This window comes from Hydrogenophaga sp. (genome assembly GCF_051858985.1).
In the GTDB taxonomy this organism is placed as follows: domain Bacteria; phylum Pseudomonadota; class Gammaproteobacteria; order Burkholderiales; family Burkholderiaceae_C; genus Hydrogenophaga.
In genome coordinates, this window is record NZ_JBHYGM010000003.1 from 848,885 (window position 1) to 865,045 (window position 16,161).

A 16,161-nucleotide genomic window follows, 5' to 3' on the forward strand; every position below is an offset into this window, starting at 1 on the left:
GGGCGTTGGTCAGTGGTGATGGCCGTGGTCGCCGTGCGCGTGGCCATGCGCGATCTCCTCGGCTGAGGCCGCTTTCACATCGACCACCTTCAGCGAGAAGGTGAGCTCCTGGCCTGCCAGCGGGTGGTTGCCATCGAGGTACACCGTGTCGCCCTTGATCTTGGTCACGGTGAACACCTGGCGCTGGCCCTGGTCGTCGCTGCCTTCCAGCTGACCACCCACCTTCACGCCGGGGGGAAAGTTCTTCTTCGAGATGGTGGTCACGAGCGTCTCGTCGCGATCGCCGAAGGCGAGCGAGGGCAGCAGCTTCACCGTGGTTTCGAAACCCGGCTCCTGCCCTTCCAGCGCCAGCTCCACGCCTGGCAGCGTATTGCCGTAGCCACCGTGCAGGTAGGCGCGGGGGGTTTTCCCGTCTTCAAGCACCTTGCCTTTGGCATCGGTGGCGCGGAAGGTGAGGGTGACGATGGTGTCCTTGGCAATCTTCATGGCGTTCTCTTGATGGAGGGGTTCAGCGCCCGGGGCGCACGGCAGATTTGGGGCGGAAGGCTTGGCAGATGTCGTTGTTCGTCTCGAGGTAGGGGCCCCCGATGAGGTCGATGCAGTAGGGCACAGCGGCAAAGATGCCATTGATCTTCTGCGTGCCATCGGCGTTTTTCAGGCCTTCGAGGGTCTCGGCAATCGCCTTGGGCTGGCCTGGCAGATTGATGATCAGGCTCTGGCCCCGCACCACCGCGACCTGGCGCGAGAGGATGGCAGTGGGCACGAAGGCCAGGCTGATCTGGCGCATCTGCTCGCCGAAGCCAGGCATCTCCTTGTGCGCCACGGCCAGCGTGGCTTCGGGCGTCACGTCGCGCAGGGCCGGACCGGTTCCACCGGTGGTGAGCACCAGCGAGCAGCCGGCTTCCACCAGTTCCACCAGCGTGGCGCTGATGCGATCCACCTCGTCGGGAATCAGGCGTGGCTCGAACGTGATGGGGTTCTGGAGAGCGCGCGTGAGCCAATCCTGCAAGGCGGGCAGTCCCTTGTCTTCGTAGACGCCGCTGCTGGCGCGATCGCTGATGGAGACGATGCCGATGCGCACGGCATCGGCGGGGCTGCGGTGAAGTTCGCTCATGGCTGGTCGTCTTCGGTGGCGGCGTCACTCTCGTCGGCGTCGCCCTGGTTCAACGCGGCCTTCACGGTCTGGAAGATCTCGCGGTAGGCCTTGCCGTGTCGCACGGCTTCGCCGGGACGCTCCTGGGCTTGCGTGGCCTGGGCGTCCTTGCGGGCCTGGCGGATCAACGCTCGCAATTGCTGCACATCGGCGCCCGAGTCCAGTTCCAGCCAGTGCGTGAGCGCCTCGTCGTCGGCGATGAGGCGGTCGCGCCATTGCTCGGCCTGGTGCAGCGAGAGCGTGCCCTTGGCCGAGCCCTTGTTCTGTTCGTCCAGCGCGGCTTCCACGGCGGCAAGGGTGTCCTCGTCCACGCCACGCATGAGCTTGCCGATGTACTGCATCTGGCGGCGGCGGCCCTCGAAGTTGGTGATGCGCCGCGCCTCGTCCACCGCATCCACCAGTTTCTCGGACAGCTCCAGCTTGTTCATGAGGTCCGCGCGCAGCGTGAGCAGGCTCTCACCGAGCTGCTGCAGGCGGTCGCTGTATTTCTTGAGGTCGGTCTTGCTCATCTCCGCCGAACCCTTGAGCTCGCGCTTGAGCTCCTGGTCCAGTTCGCTGCCGAGGGCGACGAACTGGCCACGGACGAAATAGCCTTTGGTGGGTTTGCGGGACATGATCAGGGTGAAGTGGGCATCTGCGCCGAAGGCGCGGCCATGGAGGAGCGGCAAGTATCATAGCCGTCGACATGAAAAACCCCTCCCAAGCCCCCGGTTCCGGCCCCGTCGCCGACCCCCGCAGTCCCCTCACGGGTTTCCAGTACGCGCGCAGCCAGTTCGAGGAGCTCATCGATCTGGCCCTGACCCACGCGAAGCACCTGGGTGCGGTCGACGCCGCTGCCGAGATCTCGGAAGGCGCCGGGCTGAGTGTGTCGGTTCGCAAGGGTGAGCTGGAAAACGTCGAGCGCAACCGCGACAAGTCTCTGGGCGTCACGGTCTACTTGGGCCAGAAGCGCGGCAACGCCTCCACGTCGGATTTCTCTGCTGCCGCGATCCGCCAGACGGTGCAGGCCGCCTACGACATCGCGCGCTTCACGGCGGAAGACCCGATGGCTGGCCTGCCCGATGCGCAGGACGTGGCGGACACGTACAGCGACCTCGACCTCTTCCATCCCTGGTCCATCAATTCGGAAGAAGCCGCGCGCGTGGCGCTGGCCTGCGAGGCGGCGGCCTTCGCCACCAGCCGCAAGATCAACAACAGCGAAGGTGCAGGCGTGTCGGCGCAGCAGTCGCACTTCTTCGCGGCGCATCTGCGCGGCGGCGAGCGCGGCAAGCCCGGCATCTTCAGTGGTGGCTACGCCAGTTCGCGCCACAGCCTTTCGGTGGCGCCCATTGCAGGCAAGGGCGCCAACATGCAGCGCGACTACTGGTACAGCTCGCAGCGGGCCCCGCAAGACCTGGCCACGCCCGAAGCCGTGGGCCGTTATGCGGCCGAGCGCACGCTGGCGCGCCTGAACGGCCGCAAGATCGCCACCACCGAATGCCCGGTGCTGTTCGAATCGCCACTGGCCGCGGGCCTGCTGGGCAGCTACGTGCAGGCCACCAGCGGCGGCGCGCTCTACCGCAACACCACCTTCCTGCACGACAGCCTGGGCAAGCGCGTGCTGGCCAGGCACCTCGACATCGCCGAAGACCCGCACATTCGCAATGGCAAGGGCAGCTCGCCGTTCGACGACGAAGGCGTGCGCACCGCCCGTCGCAAAGTGGTGTCGGCAGGTCGAGTGCAGGGCTACTTCCTGTCCACCTACTCGGCGCGCAAGCTTGGCATGCGCACCACCGGCAACGCAGGCGGCTCGCACAACCTCACGCTCACCAGCCGCCTCACACAGCCCGGAGACGACCTGCGCGAGATGTTCAGGAAGCTCGGGCGCGGCCTGTTCGTCACCGAGCTCATGGGGCAGGGCGTCAACTACGTGACGGGTGACTACTCGCGCGGCGCCTCGGGCTTCTGGGTGGAAAACGGCGAGATCGCGTATCCCGTCCACGAGATCACCATTGCCGGCAACCTGAAGGACATGCTGCTGGGCATCGAGGCCGTGGGCGCGGATGCCTACAACTATGGTGCCAAGACCACAGGATCGATCCTCGTGAATCGCATGAAGATCGCAGGAAGTTGACGGCTCCCACGCTCCACCGCTGCGCCCCGTGGGGACTGGGCCGCCTGGGGTTTCGCCCGGCGTTGGCCCGATTCTCACCGGCGTAGATTTCGATGCGCCCCGAAGCCCTGGCACTGCTCGCCGCCGCCTGCTGGGCCGTGGCAGCGCTGTTCTCGGCTCCCGCTTCCCAGCGCCTGGGGGCGTTCACCTTCAGCCGCTGGCGCATGCTGTTTGCCAGCCTCATTCTCTGGACCATCGCGCTGGCCACCGGCGGCTGGCGCACCCTTGACGCTTCGGCTTTCGGGCTGCTCGCGGTCTCTGGCGTGATCGGGATCTTCATCGGCGACACCGCGCTGTTTGCCTGCATGAACCGGCTGGGCCCACGGCGCTCGGGGGTGTTGTTCGCCACGCATGCGCTCTTCTCGGCCGTGATGGCCTGGCTGTTTCTGGGTGAGACCCTCTGGGGCTGGGCGCTGGTGGGCAGTGGCCTGCTCGTGGGGGGCGTGATGCTCGCCATCGTGTGGGGACGACGGGGCGACGAGCACCACGGCTGGGAACAGACGCAGGGCCGGCTGGCGGTGGGCGTGATGCTGGGGCTGCTGGCCGCGCTGTGCCAGTCGGTGGCCACACTCATGCTCAAGCCACTCATGACGACCGGCATCGACGCCGTGGCCGGTTCGGCCATGCGCATGAGCATGGCCCTGCTGGCACATGGCCTGCTCTTCGCCACGGGCTGGGCCGGGGCCCGCTCGCTCGCACCCCTGCGCTGGAAAGATGCCGCCCTCATCTTCGGCAGCGCGGCGGTGGCCATGGCGCTGGGCATGACCCTCATCCTGCAGGCCATGAAGCACGGCCAGGCGGGCCTGGTGGCGGTGCTGTCGTCGGTGACGCCCATCCTGATCCTGCCGGTCCTGTGGCTGGTCTACCGGCGGCGCCCCGCGGTGGGCGCCTGGCTGGGTGCGCTGCTGGCCGTGGCGGGGACTGCCCTGATCCTGGGCGTGTGACTCAGCGCGAAGCAGACTGTACGCAGCGCAGCTGGTAGCGCTCTTCAAAGCGCTGCAGGTCTCGCGCCTCCCCCTCGCTGTTCGTGGGCCGCTGCTTGCGCAGGTGGATCGCACGGCGCATCTCGGCGCACTGATCCATCAGCTTCTTCTCTGCTTGCTGGGCGTCGGACTTCTGCCGACCCTCTTCCTTCTCGCGCTCATGGGCCTGGTTGCGCTTCTCGCGCTTGTCGGCATTGAGTTTCTGCAGGGCCTGCTGGTGTTCCTCGCGGCACTCGATGTCGAAGTTGCGCCGCAGCTCGCGCACCGTGACGGCATCGATGCTTCGGGCGGGCGCTGTGCGAATGGCTTCCTGCATGGACGCGCATTTCGGTCCCATGTACGTCAACTCATCCCCGGCGCGGGGCAGCGGCACGGGCGTCGACTTGCGGTTGCTCTGCGGAGCCACCTTCGGACCGTAGTAGGTGATGCCTGGCGTGTGACCAGCGCGGCAGGGCTTGGTCGACTGGTAGCGCGTGCCGCTGGGCGTGCTGCAGTTGTAAGTCTGCGCCCAGCTGGCCGAAGGCAGCGCGGCCTGGAGTCCGAGCAAGAGCGAGAGTCGCCATGCGTGGCGAACGGATTGAAAAGGCACGCTTCACCTCCCGTGAATCTTTTGGAGGTGATTATTCAGCAGGCCCGCCAGGGCCGGCTGTGAGGTATTCCTCACCCGCCGAGCGCTCGACGCCCCGATCTCGGGCGCCGTCAACCCGCCAGCGCTGCCTTCACGGCCGCCGACACCTGGCCCATGTCGGCCTTGCCCGCCAGGCGCGACTTCACCGCGCCCATCACCTTGCCCATGTCGCCCGGACCGGTGGCGCCGAGCTCGGCCACGATGGACCTGACTTCCGCGGCCACTTCCTCGGCCGACAGCCGCGCTGGCAGGTAACCCTGCAGCACCTTCATTTCGGCGGTTTCCTTGTCCACCAGGTCCTGGCGCGCCGCCTTGGTGAAGGCTTCAATGCTGTCCTTGCGTTGCTTGACCAGCTTGTCGACGATGGCAATCACCATGGCGTCGTCCAGCTCCACACGCTCGTCCACTTCCTTCTGCTTCATGGCAGCGGTGAGCAGGCGGATGGTGCCCAGGCGCTCGCTGTCCTTGGCGCGCATCGCGGCCTTCATGTCTTCGGTGATCTGTTCCTTGAGGCTCATGGCAGGCTCCTGATGAAAAAAGTGGCGTCAACGAAAAAGCCCGCTTGAGCATCCTCCAGCGGGCTTTCGGGCGGCCGGGCGATGTGCCCGGCGGCGCTGGTTCAGTACAGCTTCTTGGGCAACTGCATGGAGCGCACGCGCTTGTAGTGGCGCTTGACCGCCGCAGCCTTCTTGCGCTTGCGCTCCGCGGTGGGCTTTTCGTAGAACTCGCGGGCACGCAGGTCGGTCAGCAGGCCGAGCTTTTCGATGGTGCGCTTGAACCGGCGCAGGGCGACGTCGAAGGGCTCGTTGTCTTTAACACGGATGGTCGTCATGGGCGAAAGTTGTCCAGAATGCGCGGGAAGAGGATGGTCGGGAAGATCGGGCCCGAGCGTCGTTTCCGCAGAATGTCCCGTCAATAACTGGTATTGGCCGACGGGTAATTGCCAGCAAAGCCAAGCATTATAGCCATTTGGCTGCCTGGGGCAAGCCGGCAGTCGCCCGGACTCATGCGGGTTCGAAACCGTCCAGCCGGGCCATCTCCTCGCAGAGGATGTCAACAAACGCGTTGATCCGTGCCGGGCGAAAACGCCCGGCGACAGAAACCGCTTCGATGGCAATGGGTTCGAGTTCCCACCCCGGCAGGATCTGGCGAACCTCCCCGCTGGCGATATCACCCCCGCAGAGCCAGTGCGCGCACGCTGCCACCCCCAGTCCCTTGCGCATCGCCTGGTAGCTGGCCAGGAGGCCGTCGGTCGTGATCGTCGTTTGAATGGGCACCGTGCGGCGTTCGCCCAGGGCATTCGAATGCAGCACAAGCCGGTCCAGCACATGCGGGATGAGACCGATCATGGGGGTGGTCCTCAGGTCGTCGGGTGAATGCACCGGATGGGGCAATTCGAGGGCGTTCGATGCCACCAGGAAGCGCCGCATGCGGCCCAACGGACGCACATGCAGGGACTGGTCGCGCGAGCCGCCCACCCGGATCCAGCAATCGGCCGCCTGCCCCACGAGATCGACCTGCCGATCGGTCAGCCTCAGTTCCACCTCTACCTGCGGATGGCGCAAGCGAAACACCTTGACGGCGTCCATGAGGAAGGCGTGCCCGTAGCTGTGCGGTGCGATCAGGCTCAGCTTGCCTTGCGGGAGCGCCACGTTCGACTTCAGCCCGTCTTCCCACTCGCTCCAGACGTCCGCCCAGGCAGCCGCGCGGCGCTGCAGCTCCTCGCCTTCGGCCGTGAGATCGAAGCGGTGCGTGGACCGGGAGGCCAGCCGGGCACCCAGCAGTTGCTCCAGATCCCGCAGTCGGCGGCTCACGGTGGGCTGGCTGGTGCCCAGCATGCGGGCCGCAGCCGAAAGACTGCGCACCTCGGCCACGGCCAGAAAGGTCGTGATGAGTTGCAGGCGGTCGAGCTTGTTGGTCATTCGCGTGGCGTATAGCCGTAATCGGCATCAGCATACTACTCACGCGCGGCGGATTGCAGAACACTGCTGAAAAGCAATCTCCAACCAAGGAACACCTCCATGAAGCTGCCCCGTGCGTTCGTACTCTCCTTGTGCATGCTGGCCTGTCTGCCCCTGGTGGCACAGGCCCAGACGGGCAAACCTCCTGTGCGACTGGTGGTGGGTTACCCGGCCGGCGGATCCTCGGATGCCCTGGCTCGCATGATCGCCGAGAAACTGAAAGACGAACTGGGCGCGGCCATCATCGTGGACAACCGGGCTGGCGCCGGTGGGCAGATTGCGGCGGACCATGTGCGTGCTTCGGCGCCAGATGGCAACACCATCCTCGTGGCCAACAGCCACATGATGGTGATGCTGCCGCTCACGACGAAGTCGGTGAAATACAACCCGGGGAAGGATTTCGCACCCGTGGTCCGGTTGACGAGCTTCTACCAAGCGGTGACCGTGACCTCTGCCTTGCCCGCGACTTCCGTGGCCCAGTGGCTGGAACTGGCACGCAAGGACAACGAGGCCGCGAACTTCGGCGTGCCGGCGCCGGGCAGCGTGTCGCATTTCCTCGGGTATCGCCTGGGGCAAGACAACAAAGTGAACTTGCAGGCCATTCCGTACAAAGGCGCGGCACCAGCCGTGCAGGACTTGCTGGGCGGGCAACTCAAGGCCGGCATCCTGCCGATTCTGGATGTGGCGCCGCACCATCTCGCCGGCAAGGTGAAAGTGCTGGCGGTCAATGGCATCCGGCGAGCACAAGTGCTTCCCGGCGTGCCTACGTTGAAGGAGCTCGGCATCGCGGGTTTCGACACGCTGGAATGGACCGCGCTGCTGGCGCCTGCCGGCACACCGAAAGCGGTGGTCGATCAGCTCAACGCGGCAACGCGCAAGGTGCTTGCCTCGCCGGATATCCAGGAACGCTTGCTCAAGCTGGGGATGGAAAGCAATCCCAGCACGCCGGAAGAATTGAGCCAGTTGATGGCGGGTGATCTGACCAGCTGGGCGCCCGTGGTGAAGTCATCCGGTTTCACCGCAGACTGATGCCGGGGTCGACGCACCCGCTGCCTCCCCATCTCGCCATCGAGCTCCCCGGCCTGCATGCCTATGCCGGCGCGGTGAGTGTGGCCGCGGGAAGCGCCATCGGTTTTCACGTCAGCAGCAGCGTGCCGTACCGCTTCTCGCTTTCCCGCGTCGGTCCGGACCCTGACGATGCTTCGCTGGACACAGTGGTGCATGCCGACCCCGCGTGGCAGCCAGAGGGCGTGCAGGCCATTCATCCCGGCTCGTATGTCTGGATCGAGCGGGGGCTCCAGGGGCCGCTGCCATCGTTCACGCTCGAGTGCTGGATCTCGCCGTGGGATTTCGGCGATCGGCAGGCCATCGTCACGCAGCTCGATGACGCGTCGTCGCACCAAGGTTACGGGCTGCTGATTCGGGAAGACGGGTCGCTGGAATTCCGGTGCCACGGCCCGGATCGCGCTGGATGCCTGACCGGGCCCCGGCTCGCGGAGCGCACCTGGGCCCACATCGCCGCAGTGTTCGAGGCGGGTGCCATGAGCCTGTGGCTGAATGGCGAGCGCGTGGCGCTGGGTACCGGGCCCTCGCTTTGCGACCCGGGCCCCGCGCCCTTGCGCCTTGGCGCCCAGGGGATGCGAGGCGTGGCCTGTGGGTTCCTGGATGCGGACATGGCCATGCCCGCCGTTCACGCTGCAGCACTGGACGCCGCCGGGGTGGCCAGGCGCGCGAACCTCCGGGCGCAGCGCAGCGACGGCCCCGGGCTCCTGGCTTGCTGGCCGTTGAGCGAAGGTCGAGGCGCACGGGTGACCGATGTGAGCGGACAGGGGCGACATGGCGAAATCGTCAACCACGCCACCTGGAACATCGCAGGACCGGCATTCGATGCCGCCAGGGTGCCGCGTTTCTCCGCAGGCATGGGCGAGCACGACCCGCAGAGCGAAGCCACGCGCCACGGCCTGCGCTTCGCCAGCGACGACCTGGTCGACTGTCGCTGGACCGAAACGCACCGCGTGTCCATCCCGATCGACGTGCAGCCTGGCCTGCATGTGGGCCGCTTCGAGTTCGAGCTGGAAGGCCGCGAGGTTCGCTACGACGCCACCTTCGTGGTCCGACGTGCGCCCGCTGCCGAACCTGCGCCTGTGCTCGTGCTGTGCGCCACCAACTCCTGGCGCGCCTACGCGTCGTCGCCTTTCGCCCGCAACGTCGCCGGTGCGGCTCACTGGCCACGGCGTGCGGCGCCGCTGCCCAACAGCCATCCTGACGCGCCCGCCTACAACCACTACACACCGCACCGCAAAGGGCAGCCGACGTACTTCGCGGGCTTGCGCATGCCTTGGCCCAACGCCGCCACGGATGCCTTCTACGCCCCGGAGGGCACTGGCTTCTGCCAAGGACCGCGGCTGGAACGCCACCTGCATGCCTGGCTGGAACGGAACGGCTATGCCTACGATCTCGTGTCTGACCTCGACCTGCACCGCGACCCCTCGCTGCTCGGGCGGTACCGCTGCGTGGTGATCAACGGTCACAGCGAATACTGGTCGGCGCCGGCGTTCGAAGGCCTGGACCAGTACCTCTGCGAAGGTGGCTCTGCCGTCGTGCTGTCGGGCAACACCATGTACTGGCGCGTGAGCTTCGACGAAGAGGGCACCGTGATGGAGCAGCGCAAGACGCTTACGCCACCCGACGAGCAGGACGGTGCGTTGCCCAAGCACGCCGCGCCTGGCGGCCCGCACGGTGAGCAGTACCACAGCCAGGATGGTCAACGCGGCGGTCTCTGGCGCTTCAATGACCGATCGTGCAGCGATGTGATTGGCCTGGAAACGGCGGGTTGGGCATTTGCCGACGCGGACGATTTCGGCGTGTACCGCGTGCACGATGCGCAGCACTTCCTGTACCACCAGCCGCACGAAACCGGGCTGGGTGTGGGAGACACCTTCGGCCACGCGCCGGGCGGCGCACTGCCGCGCGCGATCGGGCACGAGTGGGACCTGAGCATCGCGACCTTGCGGCGCATGACACACCACGTACCCGAAGGCGCGGTGCTGCCTGCTCCTCACCACGGCATCCAGGTGCTTGCCCAGGGCATTCGACGCGTACCGGGTGCGATGGACGCGTACCTCGACTTCTTCGAGGGGGCGACCGAATCGCTGGGTGGACTCTCGGCCGAGATGATCTACTGGGAGCGCCCGCAAGGCGGCCGTGTCTTCCATGCCGGTGCTGTGGGGGCGAGCTGGGTGCTGGGGGTCGACGAGGTTTTCGGCCTTCTGTTGCGCAACGTGCTTCACCACTTTGGAGTCCAACCGACATGAACCATCCCGACCTTCTGGTCAGCCAGGCAGGCGCCATCTTGAGCGTCGCGCTCAACCGGCCGGACAAGCTCAACGCGATCCACAACGGCATGGCGCTCGGTCTGCTGCAGGTGATCGACGCCGCCGGCGCCGATGACAGCGTTCGCGTGCTGCTGTTGCGCGGCGCCGGTCGTGCCTTTTGCGCCGGTCGTGATTTGAGCGCCCCGCCGACCGAGGACGATCTGGTGCTGGTGCAGGGCGTTGCACAGGCCCTGGTCTCCTGCCCCAAGCCCGTGGTGGCTGCTGTTCACGGCTGGACACTGGGGGCCGGGCTGGAATGGATGCTCGACTGCGATGTGGTGATGGCCGCGGACACCGCGCGATTTCGCCTGCCTGAAGCCTCACTGGGCGTGTTTGTCACCGGCGGCCTGGCGGCCACGCTGGCGGCCAGCGCGGGTCTCATGCGCGCCAAGTCGTTGATGCTGCTGGGTGATGAATTCAGTGCGTCGCAAGCGCAGGCCTGGGGCCTGGTGGGCGAGGTGGTGAATGCGGATGCGCTGGAAGCCGCCGCCCAGCGCACCTGCGAACGCCTGGCGTCCCTCGCGCCCGAAGTCGCCGCGCAATTCAAGAAAGTGCTCAACGAGGTGGGCCTGAGCGCCTTCGCCCAGGCCATCACGCTGGAGAACGCGGCGCAGCGATCACTGGGGTCAGGCTGACAGCCTGGACTGCTGGTGGAACGTGCCGTCGACCAGTTCGGTAAAGGTGCGCTGCTCGCGCAGGATGAAGCGCTGTCGGCGCGCGAGTTCGAAGTTGGCCTTGCCTTCTTCGTCGGCGCGCAGCCTGGCGCGGTACGCCTCGTAGGCAGTGAGGCTGTCGAACGCGATCAGCCCCCAGGCTTCGTCGCTGGAACCCTCGCAGGGCAGGAAGTAGCCCACCAGGTGGCCGCCACAGCGCGGAATGATTCGCCCCCAGTTCTCGGCATAGGCGCGAAACGCCTCGACCTGGAAGGGATCGAGCTGGTAGCGGATGAAACAGGTGATGGTCATGAGGGCCTTTGCTGGGTGGGGGAGGGCGTGATCGTGCCGCTGCCGACAGCGCAATGGTTTCGCTCCGGAACGAACCTTGGTCGGCCTGGTTTGACGCACACTGACGCCCATGAACACCAACCGCATCGCACATGTGGCAGCGCTCGTCGGCGAGCCCGCTCGCACGGCCATGTTGATGGCGCTGATGGACGGGCGGGCGCTGACCGCGCGCGAGCTGGCCGATGCGGCGCGCATCACGCCTGCCACCGCCAGCCGCCACTTGGCCTTGCTGGTGGAGGCATCACTGCTGAGCGTGGCTCGCCAGGGACGGCATCGCTACCACCGGCTGGCATCGCCCGAGGTGGCGCGTGTGCTCGAAGGCCTGATGCAGTTGTCCACGCTGCCGCCGCCCGTGGTGGGGCCGCGCAACGCTTCGCTGCGCACCGCTCGCACCTGCTACGACCACCTGGCGGGTCGGCTGGGGGTGGCCGTCGCCGGCCATCTGCTGGAGGCGGGCGCGGTGGTGTTCGACGACGATGCCGTCACTGCGCACGTGACCGACCGCGCGCCTGCGGCCCTGCGGGGCCTGGCGCTGCAGACCAGCGTCGCACAGGCCGACAGCCAAGGCAATCGCCCGCCGTGCCGGCCCTGCCTTGACTGGAGCGAGCGGCGCATGCACCTGGCCGGTCGCCTGGGCGCGCTCATCTGCCACCACTGCCTGGAGCGGGGCTGGTTGCAGCGCGGGCAGGGCACACGCGCACTCACCATCACGCCGCCGGGTGCGCGGGTCCTGCGCGACTGGATGGGCACCGCGCGCTGGCGCAGCGTGGTCGAGGATTAGGTGGCGGGCAGGGCCTGCGCACAGGCGTGCGCGCTGGCCCAGGCCCACTGGAAGTTGTAGCCGCCAAGCCAGCCGGTCACATCGACCACCTCGCCAACGAAGTACAGCCCCGGCTGCTTCGACTCCAGCGTTTGCGATGAAAGGTCGCGCGTGTCCACCCCGCCCAGCGTCACTTCCGCCTTCTTGTAGCCCTCGGTGCCGGTGGGCGTGATCTCCCATCTCGAAAGTCGCTCGGCCAGGCGTGCCAGCGACTTGTCCGATGCTTCGGCCACGGGACGCTGCCAGTCGGCGTCCTGCTGCACCCAGGCTTCGGCCAGGCGGTTGGGCACGAGAGCAGCGAGTTCGTTGGCCAGCAGCTTGCGTGACGTGGCCTTGGCCCGCGCCAGGGCGGCGGGCAACTGCACTTCGGGCGCGAGGTTGAGGCGGATGGGGCTGCCGTCGCGCCAGTAGCTGGAGATCTGCAGCACACCGGGGCCGGAGAGGCCCCTGTGCGTGAACAGCAGGTCTTCCATGAAGCCCACTCGCGACTTCTTGTCCCCGGTCTCGATGTGCACGGGCAGCGACAGGCCGGACAAGCCCGCGTAGGGCAGCCAGGCCTCGCCGTCGAAGGTCAGGGGCACCAGGCCGGGGCGCGTGTCAACCAGCCGAAGGCCGAACTGCTTCGCGATGCGGTAGCCGAAATCCGTGGCACCGATCTTGGGAATGGACAGGCCGCCGGTGGCCACCACCACCGAGCGGCTGCGCACGGCGCCCTGTTCAGTGTCGATTTCGTAGGTCCCGTCGCCCAGGACACGCACCGCCTTCACGCCGCAGGGCTGCCAGCGTTGAACCGCGCCAGCGTCGCATTCGTGCAGCAGCATCTGGATCAGGTCTTCAGCGGAGCGGTCGCAAAAGAGCTGGCCCTTGTGCTTTTCGTGGAACGCGATGCCATGTCGCTGCACCAGCGCGATGAAATCGGCGGGCGTGTAGCGCGAGAGCGCCGAGCGGCAGAAGTGCGGGTTGGCGCTGATGAAGTGCCTGTGTGGCGCGTGCGCATCGAGCTCGCGGTTGGTGAAGTTGGCCCGTCCTCCGCCCGAGATGCGCACCTTCTCGGCCACCTTCTCGCTGTGGTCGAGAACCAGCACACGCAGGCCGCGCTGACCGGCGATGCCGGCGCAGAACAGGCCGGCGGCGCCCGCGCCGATGACGATGGCGTCCCAGGTGGCATCGCTCACGCCTCAACCCTTCCAGGTGAACGGAAAGGCGAGCTGCCTCAGGAAGCCCTTGGGCACGTAGTCGCCCAGCACGCCGTAGCGCTCGGGCCAGATCCGGGGGCTGTTGACCGCGGTACCGAAGAGATGGTCGAGGAAGGCGTAGTGCGCCGCGTAGTTCTTGTCCAGCGCTTCCTGGTCCTGGCTGTGGTGCCAGTGGTGGAAGTTGGGCGTGACGATGAGGTAGCGCAGCGGCCCCAGGCGCACGCTGACGTTGGCGTGGTTGAACACGGCCTGGAAGCCCACCACGATGATGTAAGCGTCGATCACTTCCTTGGAAAAGCCCAGCAGGTAGATCGGCCCGAGCACCAGCGTGCGCGTGATGATGGTTTCCAGAATGTGCTGGCGGGAGCCGGCCATCCAGTCCATGTGCTTGGTGCTGTGGTGCACCGCGTGCAGACGCCAGAGCAACGGCACCTCGTGGTACGCGCGGTGAGTCCAGTACTGGGCAAGGTCGGCCACCAGGATGATCAAGGGCAGGGCTGCCCAGAACGGCAACGCTGCGATCCAGCCGCGCACGCCGTCCACCGGTACCCAGCCAAAAAGCTTGTGCACCAGCAGGTTGGTGGCCAGCAGCATGAAGCCGATCACCATGTGATTGACGATGAAGTGGTGGAAGTCGGTCTGCCACTCGGGCCTGAAAACGGGTTGGTCCTTGCGCAGGGCGAACAGCTTCTCGATGAAGATGAAGATCAGCGCCGAGCCCAGCAGGTCGAGGATGAACCAGTCCATGCCGATGTAGGGCGTGTGGTCCGGGAAGTTCGGGTCCACCTCGACCTGGTGGCCGCCGAGGAGGGCGCCGAGCACGACGAGCGCGAAAGCGAAGGCCGAAAGCCAGCGCGCGCGGTTGAACAGCACATTCACCAGGCTGAGGCCGCCGGCCACCACCATCGCACCAAACAGCAACTGGCGCATCAGCGCCACGTCGTACTGCTTGCGCAGTTCGGGCGTGGTCAGGTACTGCGGAAAGTGGAAGGCCATCACGCCCAGGAAACACAGGATGGCCAGCGTGAGCGCGATGACGCCGGTGACCAGTCCACGGCCCGGTCGCAAGGCGCCGTGGCTCTCTGTGAAATCGTTCAGTTTCTTGAGCATGCCGCTCACTCCCCCCGAGGCGCCGAAGGGCGCGGGTGCCGCAGTGTAGCGGGAGGTGGACGCCGTTTTCAGGCCGTGCGGACGACCGGTTCCGTTGCTTCCAGCGCGGCGATGCCGCTGACCACATGGCCCACCACGATCACGGCGGGACTGCCGAGGCCTTCGCGATCGATGGTGGCGCGCAGTTGCCCCAGGCTGGTGACGGCATGCCGTTGCTGGGGCAGCGTCGCGTGCTGGATGACGGCCAGCGGCGTGTCTGCCGGCAGGCCCGTGAGCAGTTCCTGCTGGATGTGCTCGGCACTGGCCACGCCCATGTAGATCACCAGCGTGAGCTTCGCGTCGCGCGCGGTGGCGGCCAGGGCCTGCCAGTCGGTGCCCTTGTCACCGGGCTTGGCGTGGCCGGTGACGAAGACCACGCCGTGTGCATGCTCGCGGTGCGTGAGGGGCACCCCCAGCGAGGTGAGGCCGGCAAGACCTGCGGTGATGCCGTTGACCACCTGCACCTCGATGCCGGCTTCGCGCAGGTGTTCCACCTCTTCACCACCCCGCCCGAAGATGAACGGGTCGCCGCCCTTGAGGCGCACCACCACCTCGCCCTCGCGCGCGGCCATGACCATGAGTTTTTCGATGAAGGCCTGGGGCGTGCTCTTGCAGCCGCCGCGCTTGCCCACGTGCACGATGCGCGCACTGGGACGGGCATGTGCCAGCACCCCGTCGCTCACGAGGTCATCCACCAGCAGGACCGTGGCGGCGGCGATGGCTTTCACGGCCTTGAGCGTGAGCAACTCGGGGTCGCCCGGGCCGGCGCCGACAAGCGAGACGGTGCCCGGCAGGAATTCAGACGGCGATGGCATGGGCTGCGGATTCATGGTGGTGAAGCTCTTGCAAGATGTGTTCCACCTGCAGGGCAATGGGTGTGGGCACAGGCTGTGCGCCATCGAGCACGGCGCGAATGTAAGCAGCTGTGTGCGCGGCGTCGGTGGAGGGCAGCGCTGGCAGTTGCACCAGGGGCCCATCCTGCGCGGCCTGCACCTCCGTGCGCAGGCCATCGCGGAACACCTCCATGCGCGGCGTGCGGCGCGCATCGGCCACGGGTTCACCCTCGGTGCCGCGCAGCAGCAGCGCATGCGCGCCGGTGAGCGTCCAGGTATCGGCCATGGACGTGGCGTACTCGGGATGCGTGTAGCTGCCGACGATGAAGGCGCGGCCTGCACACGGATTCATGAGCTTGACCAGGCTGTGCGCCGGGTTGCGCAGGCCCACCGCGCGGCGCACGTCGAGCAGCCGCTTGAGGCTGGCCAGATGCACCTCGGTCGGCACAAAGGCGAGTTCGCCAGCGGGCAGCGCAGACAGGTGCAGTGAAGGCGCGATGCCGAGTTCGGCGAACACGGCTTCAGCGGGGACCCGCTTGTCTTCCGTGGCGGTGCCGTGCACCAGCACCGCCGCACCGCGGCGCGCCAGCAGCATGGCCAGCAACGGCGTGAGCACGGGCAGCTTGCGCGCGCCGTTGTAGCTCGGCAGCACAACCGTGGGGTGCCCAGCGTCAGGCAGGCGCAACAGTCGTGCGTGCACAGCGTCGAGGAAGCCGGCCATTTCCGCAGGCGTCTCACCCTTGATGCGCATGGCCAGGCAGAAGCCGCCCACCTCCAGATCGCTCACTGCACCATCCAGCACCTGGCCCAGCAGGTCGGCCGCCTGTTCGCGCGTGAGCGAACGGGCGCCTTCCTTGCCGCGACCGATGTCCTTGATGTAGTGGCTGATTCCCATGGGGTGGCGATGT

The 16,161-nt window shown here is 67.0% G+C and carries 18 protein-coding genes; 6 read left to right on the forward strand and 12 right to left on the reverse strand.

The annotated features are described in order from the left end of the window. Positions 1–9: 9 nt before the first annotated feature. Genes ACTIEY_RS16525 through yjgA form a run of 3 tightly spaced genes read right to left on the reverse strand, consistent with a single transcriptional unit; the run spans position 10 to position 1,767 of the window. Positions 10–486 carry an FKBP-type peptidyl-prolyl cis-trans isomerase gene (locus tag ACTIEY_RS16525; protein ID WP_439520218.1) on the reverse strand — a complete coding sequence of 159 codons (477 nt, stop codon included), beginning with the start codon at positions 484–486 and terminating at the stop codon, positions 10–12. 22 nt (positions 487–508) lie between these two features. Then, a complete protein-coding gene (mog, locus tag ACTIEY_RS16530) occupies positions 509–1,114 on the reverse strand; it encodes a molybdopterin adenylyltransferase (RefSeq protein ID WP_439520219.1) in 606 nt (201 codons plus the stop codon). Further along, positions 1,111–1,767 (reverse strand): ribosome biogenesis factor YjgA, encoded by a 657-nt coding sequence (gene yjgA / locus ACTIEY_RS16535; RefSeq protein ID WP_439520220.1) that lies wholly within the window; start codon positions 1,765–1,767, stop codon positions 1,111–1,113. Before yjgA ends, mog begins: the two co-directional genes overlap by 4 nt. 71 nt (positions 1,768–1,838) lie before the next feature. Between yjgA and pmbA the strand changes: the two genes are divergently transcribed. After that, a complete protein-coding gene (pmbA, locus tag ACTIEY_RS16540; RefSeq protein WP_439520221.1) occupies positions 1,839–3,266 on the forward strand; it encodes a metalloprotease PmbA in 1,428 nt (475 codons plus the stop codon). 92 nt (positions 3,267–3,358) lie between these two features. Then, complete coding sequence (locus tag ACTIEY_RS16545) at positions 3,359–4,249, forward strand: DMT family transporter (RefSeq protein ID WP_439520222.1); 891 nt, start codon at positions 3,359–3,361, stop codon at positions 4,247–4,249. Position 4,250: 1 nt separating this feature from the next. Here ACTIEY_RS16545 and ACTIEY_RS16550 read toward each other — a convergent pair whose 3' ends face one another. From ACTIEY_RS16550 to ACTIEY_RS16565, 4 genes are all read right to left on the reverse strand, one after another. Further along, complete coding sequence (locus ACTIEY_RS16550; protein WP_439520223.1) at positions 4,251–4,877, reverse strand: hypothetical protein; 627 nt, start codon at positions 4,875–4,877, stop codon at positions 4,251–4,253. Positions 4,878–4,987: 110 nt separating this feature from the next. After that, the gene (locus ACTIEY_RS16555; RefSeq protein WP_439520224.1) at positions 4,988–5,434 is read right to left on the reverse strand and encodes a GatB/YqeY domain-containing protein; all 447 of its coding nucleotides are present in this window, start codon (positions 5,432–5,434) and stop codon (positions 4,988–4,990) included. A gap of 101 nt (positions 5,435–5,535) precedes the next feature. After that, positions 5,536–5,748 carry a 30S ribosomal protein S21 gene (rpsU, locus tag ACTIEY_RS16560; protein WP_056273869.1) on the reverse strand — a complete coding sequence of 71 codons (213 nt, stop codon included), beginning with the start codon at positions 5,746–5,748 and terminating at the stop codon, positions 5,536–5,538. 172 nt (positions 5,749–5,920) lie between these two features. Beyond that, positions 5,921–6,838 (reverse strand): LysR family transcriptional regulator, encoded by a 918-nt coding sequence (locus ACTIEY_RS16565; protein WP_439520225.1) that lies wholly within the window; start codon positions 6,836–6,838, stop codon positions 5,921–5,923. 99 nt (positions 6,839–6,937) lie between these two features. Here ACTIEY_RS16565 and ACTIEY_RS16570 point away from each other — a divergent pair, with 99 nt between their 5' ends. From ACTIEY_RS16570 to ACTIEY_RS16580, 3 genes are read left to right on the forward strand one after another with little or no spacing between them, the layout of a single operon-like run. Continuing rightward, entirely contained in the window at positions 6,938–7,906 is a 969-nt protein-coding gene (locus tag ACTIEY_RS16570; RefSeq protein WP_439520226.1) for a Bug family tripartite tricarboxylate transporter substrate binding protein, read from the forward strand. After that, positions 7,906–10,191, forward strand: coding sequence for a N,N-dimethylformamidase beta subunit family domain-containing protein (locus ACTIEY_RS16575; protein WP_439520227.1), 2,286 nt, complete (start codon positions 7,906–7,908; stop codon positions 10,189–10,191). The genes ACTIEY_RS16570 and ACTIEY_RS16575 overlap by 1 nt, the downstream gene beginning before the upstream one ends. Next, the gene (locus ACTIEY_RS16580) at positions 10,188–10,886 is read left to right on the forward strand and encodes an enoyl-CoA hydratase/isomerase family protein (protein ID WP_439520228.1); all 699 of its coding nucleotides are present in this window, start codon (positions 10,188–10,190) and stop codon (positions 10,884–10,886) included. The genes ACTIEY_RS16575 and ACTIEY_RS16580 overlap by 4 nt, the downstream gene beginning before the upstream one ends. On the opposite strand, the gene ACTIEY_RS16585 is transcribed toward ACTIEY_RS16580, so the two are convergent. Next, positions 10,878–11,216 (reverse strand): NIPSNAP family protein, encoded by a 339-nt coding sequence (locus ACTIEY_RS16585; protein WP_439520229.1) that lies wholly within the window; start codon positions 11,214–11,216, stop codon positions 10,878–10,880. The two genes, ACTIEY_RS16580 and ACTIEY_RS16585, sit on opposite strands and share 9 nt — an antisense overlap. A gap of 109 nt (positions 11,217–11,325) precedes the next feature. On the opposite strand from ACTIEY_RS16585, the gene ACTIEY_RS16590 reads away from it, so the two are divergent. After that, positions 11,326–12,036 (forward strand): ArsR/SmtB family transcription factor, encoded by a 711-nt coding sequence (locus ACTIEY_RS16590; protein ID WP_439520230.1) that lies wholly within the window; start codon positions 11,326–11,328, stop codon positions 12,034–12,036. On the opposite strand, the gene ACTIEY_RS16595 is transcribed toward ACTIEY_RS16590, so the two are convergent. The 4 genes from ACTIEY_RS16595 to ybiB form a co-directional block, all read right to left on the reverse strand. Further along, positions 12,033–13,250, reverse strand: coding sequence for an NAD(P)/FAD-dependent oxidoreductase (locus tag ACTIEY_RS16595; RefSeq protein ID WP_439520231.1), 1,218 nt, complete (start codon positions 13,248–13,250; stop codon positions 12,033–12,035). The two genes, ACTIEY_RS16590 and ACTIEY_RS16595, sit on opposite strands and share 4 nt — an antisense overlap. A 3-nt stretch (positions 13,251–13,253) precedes the next feature. Next, positions 13,254–14,381, reverse strand: a complete 1,128-nt coding sequence (locus ACTIEY_RS16600; protein ID WP_439520232.1) for a sterol desaturase family protein — start codon at positions 14,379–14,381, stop codon at positions 13,254–13,256. Between the two features lie 68 nt (positions 14,382–14,449). Beyond that, positions 14,450–15,235, reverse strand: a complete 786-nt coding sequence (gene cobA / locus ACTIEY_RS16605) for a uroporphyrinogen-III C-methyltransferase (protein ID WP_439520233.1) — start codon at positions 15,233–15,235, stop codon at positions 14,450–14,452. Continuing rightward, on the reverse strand, positions 15,219–16,148 hold the full coding sequence (gene ybiB / locus ACTIEY_RS16610; RefSeq protein ID WP_439520234.1) for a DNA-binding protein YbiB: 930 nt from the start codon (positions 16,146–16,148) through the stop codon (positions 15,219–15,221). The genes cobA and ybiB overlap by 17 nt, the downstream gene beginning before the upstream one ends. Between the last annotated feature and the right edge of the window lie 13 nt (positions 16,149–16,161).

Bases quoted from the DNA above. Each gene is read 5' to 3' on its own strand.
- pmbA (WP_439520221.1), top strand. From the start codon at position 1,839: ATGAAAAACCCCTCCCAAGCCCCCGGTTCCGGCCCCGTCGCCGACCCC.
- ACTIEY_RS16525 (WP_439520218.1), bottom strand. From the start codon at position 486: ATGAAGATTGCCAAGGACACCATCGTCACCCTCACCTTCCGCGCCACC.
- ACTIEY_RS16580 (WP_439520228.1), top strand. From the start codon at position 10,188: ATGAACCATCCCGACCTTCTGGTCAGCCAGGCAGGCGCCATCTTGAGC.
- ACTIEY_RS16585 (WP_439520229.1), bottom strand. From the start codon at position 11,216: ATGACCATCACCTGTTTCATCCGCTACCAGCTCGATCCCTTCCAGGTC.
- ACTIEY_RS16565 (WP_439520225.1), bottom strand. From the start codon at position 6,838: ATGACCAACAAGCTCGACCGCCTGCAACTCATCACGACCTTTCTGGCC.
- ybiB (WP_439520234.1), bottom strand. From the start codon at position 16,148: ATGGGAATCAGCCACTACATCAAGGACATCGGTCGCGGCAAGGAAGGC.
- cobA (WP_439520233.1), bottom strand. From the start codon at position 15,235: ATGCCATCGCCGTCTGAATTCCTGCCGGGCACCGTCTCGCTTGTCGGC.
- rpsU (WP_056273869.1), bottom strand. From the start codon at position 5,748: ATGACGACCATCCGTGTTAAAGACAACGAGCCCTTCGACGTCGCCCTG.
- ACTIEY_RS16600 (WP_439520232.1), bottom strand. From the start codon at position 14,381: ATGCTCAAGAAACTGAACGATTTCACAGAGAGCCACGGCGCCTTGCGA.
- ACTIEY_RS16555 (WP_439520224.1), bottom strand. From the start codon at position 5,434: ATGAGCCTCAAGGAACAGATCACCGAAGACATGAAGGCCGCGATGCGC.
- ACTIEY_RS16545 (WP_439520222.1), top strand. From the start codon at position 3,359: ATGCGCCCCGAAGCCCTGGCACTGCTCGCCGCCGCCTGCTGGGCCGTG.
- ACTIEY_RS16575 (WP_439520227.1), top strand. From the start codon at position 7,906: ATGCCGGGGTCGACGCACCCGCTGCCTCCCCATCTCGCCATCGAGCTC.
- ACTIEY_RS16590 (WP_439520230.1), top strand. From the start codon at position 11,326: ATGAACACCAACCGCATCGCACATGTGGCAGCGCTCGTCGGCGAGCCC.
- mog (WP_439520219.1), bottom strand. From the start codon at position 1,114: ATGAGCGAACTTCACCGCAGCCCCGCCGATGCCGTGCGCATCGGCATC.
- yjgA (WP_439520220.1), bottom strand. From the start codon at position 1,767: ATGTCCCGCAAACCCACCAAAGGCTATTTCGTCCGTGGCCAGTTCGTC.
- ACTIEY_RS16570 (WP_439520226.1), top strand. From the start codon at position 6,938: ATGAAGCTGCCCCGTGCGTTCGTACTCTCCTTGTGCATGCTGGCCTGT.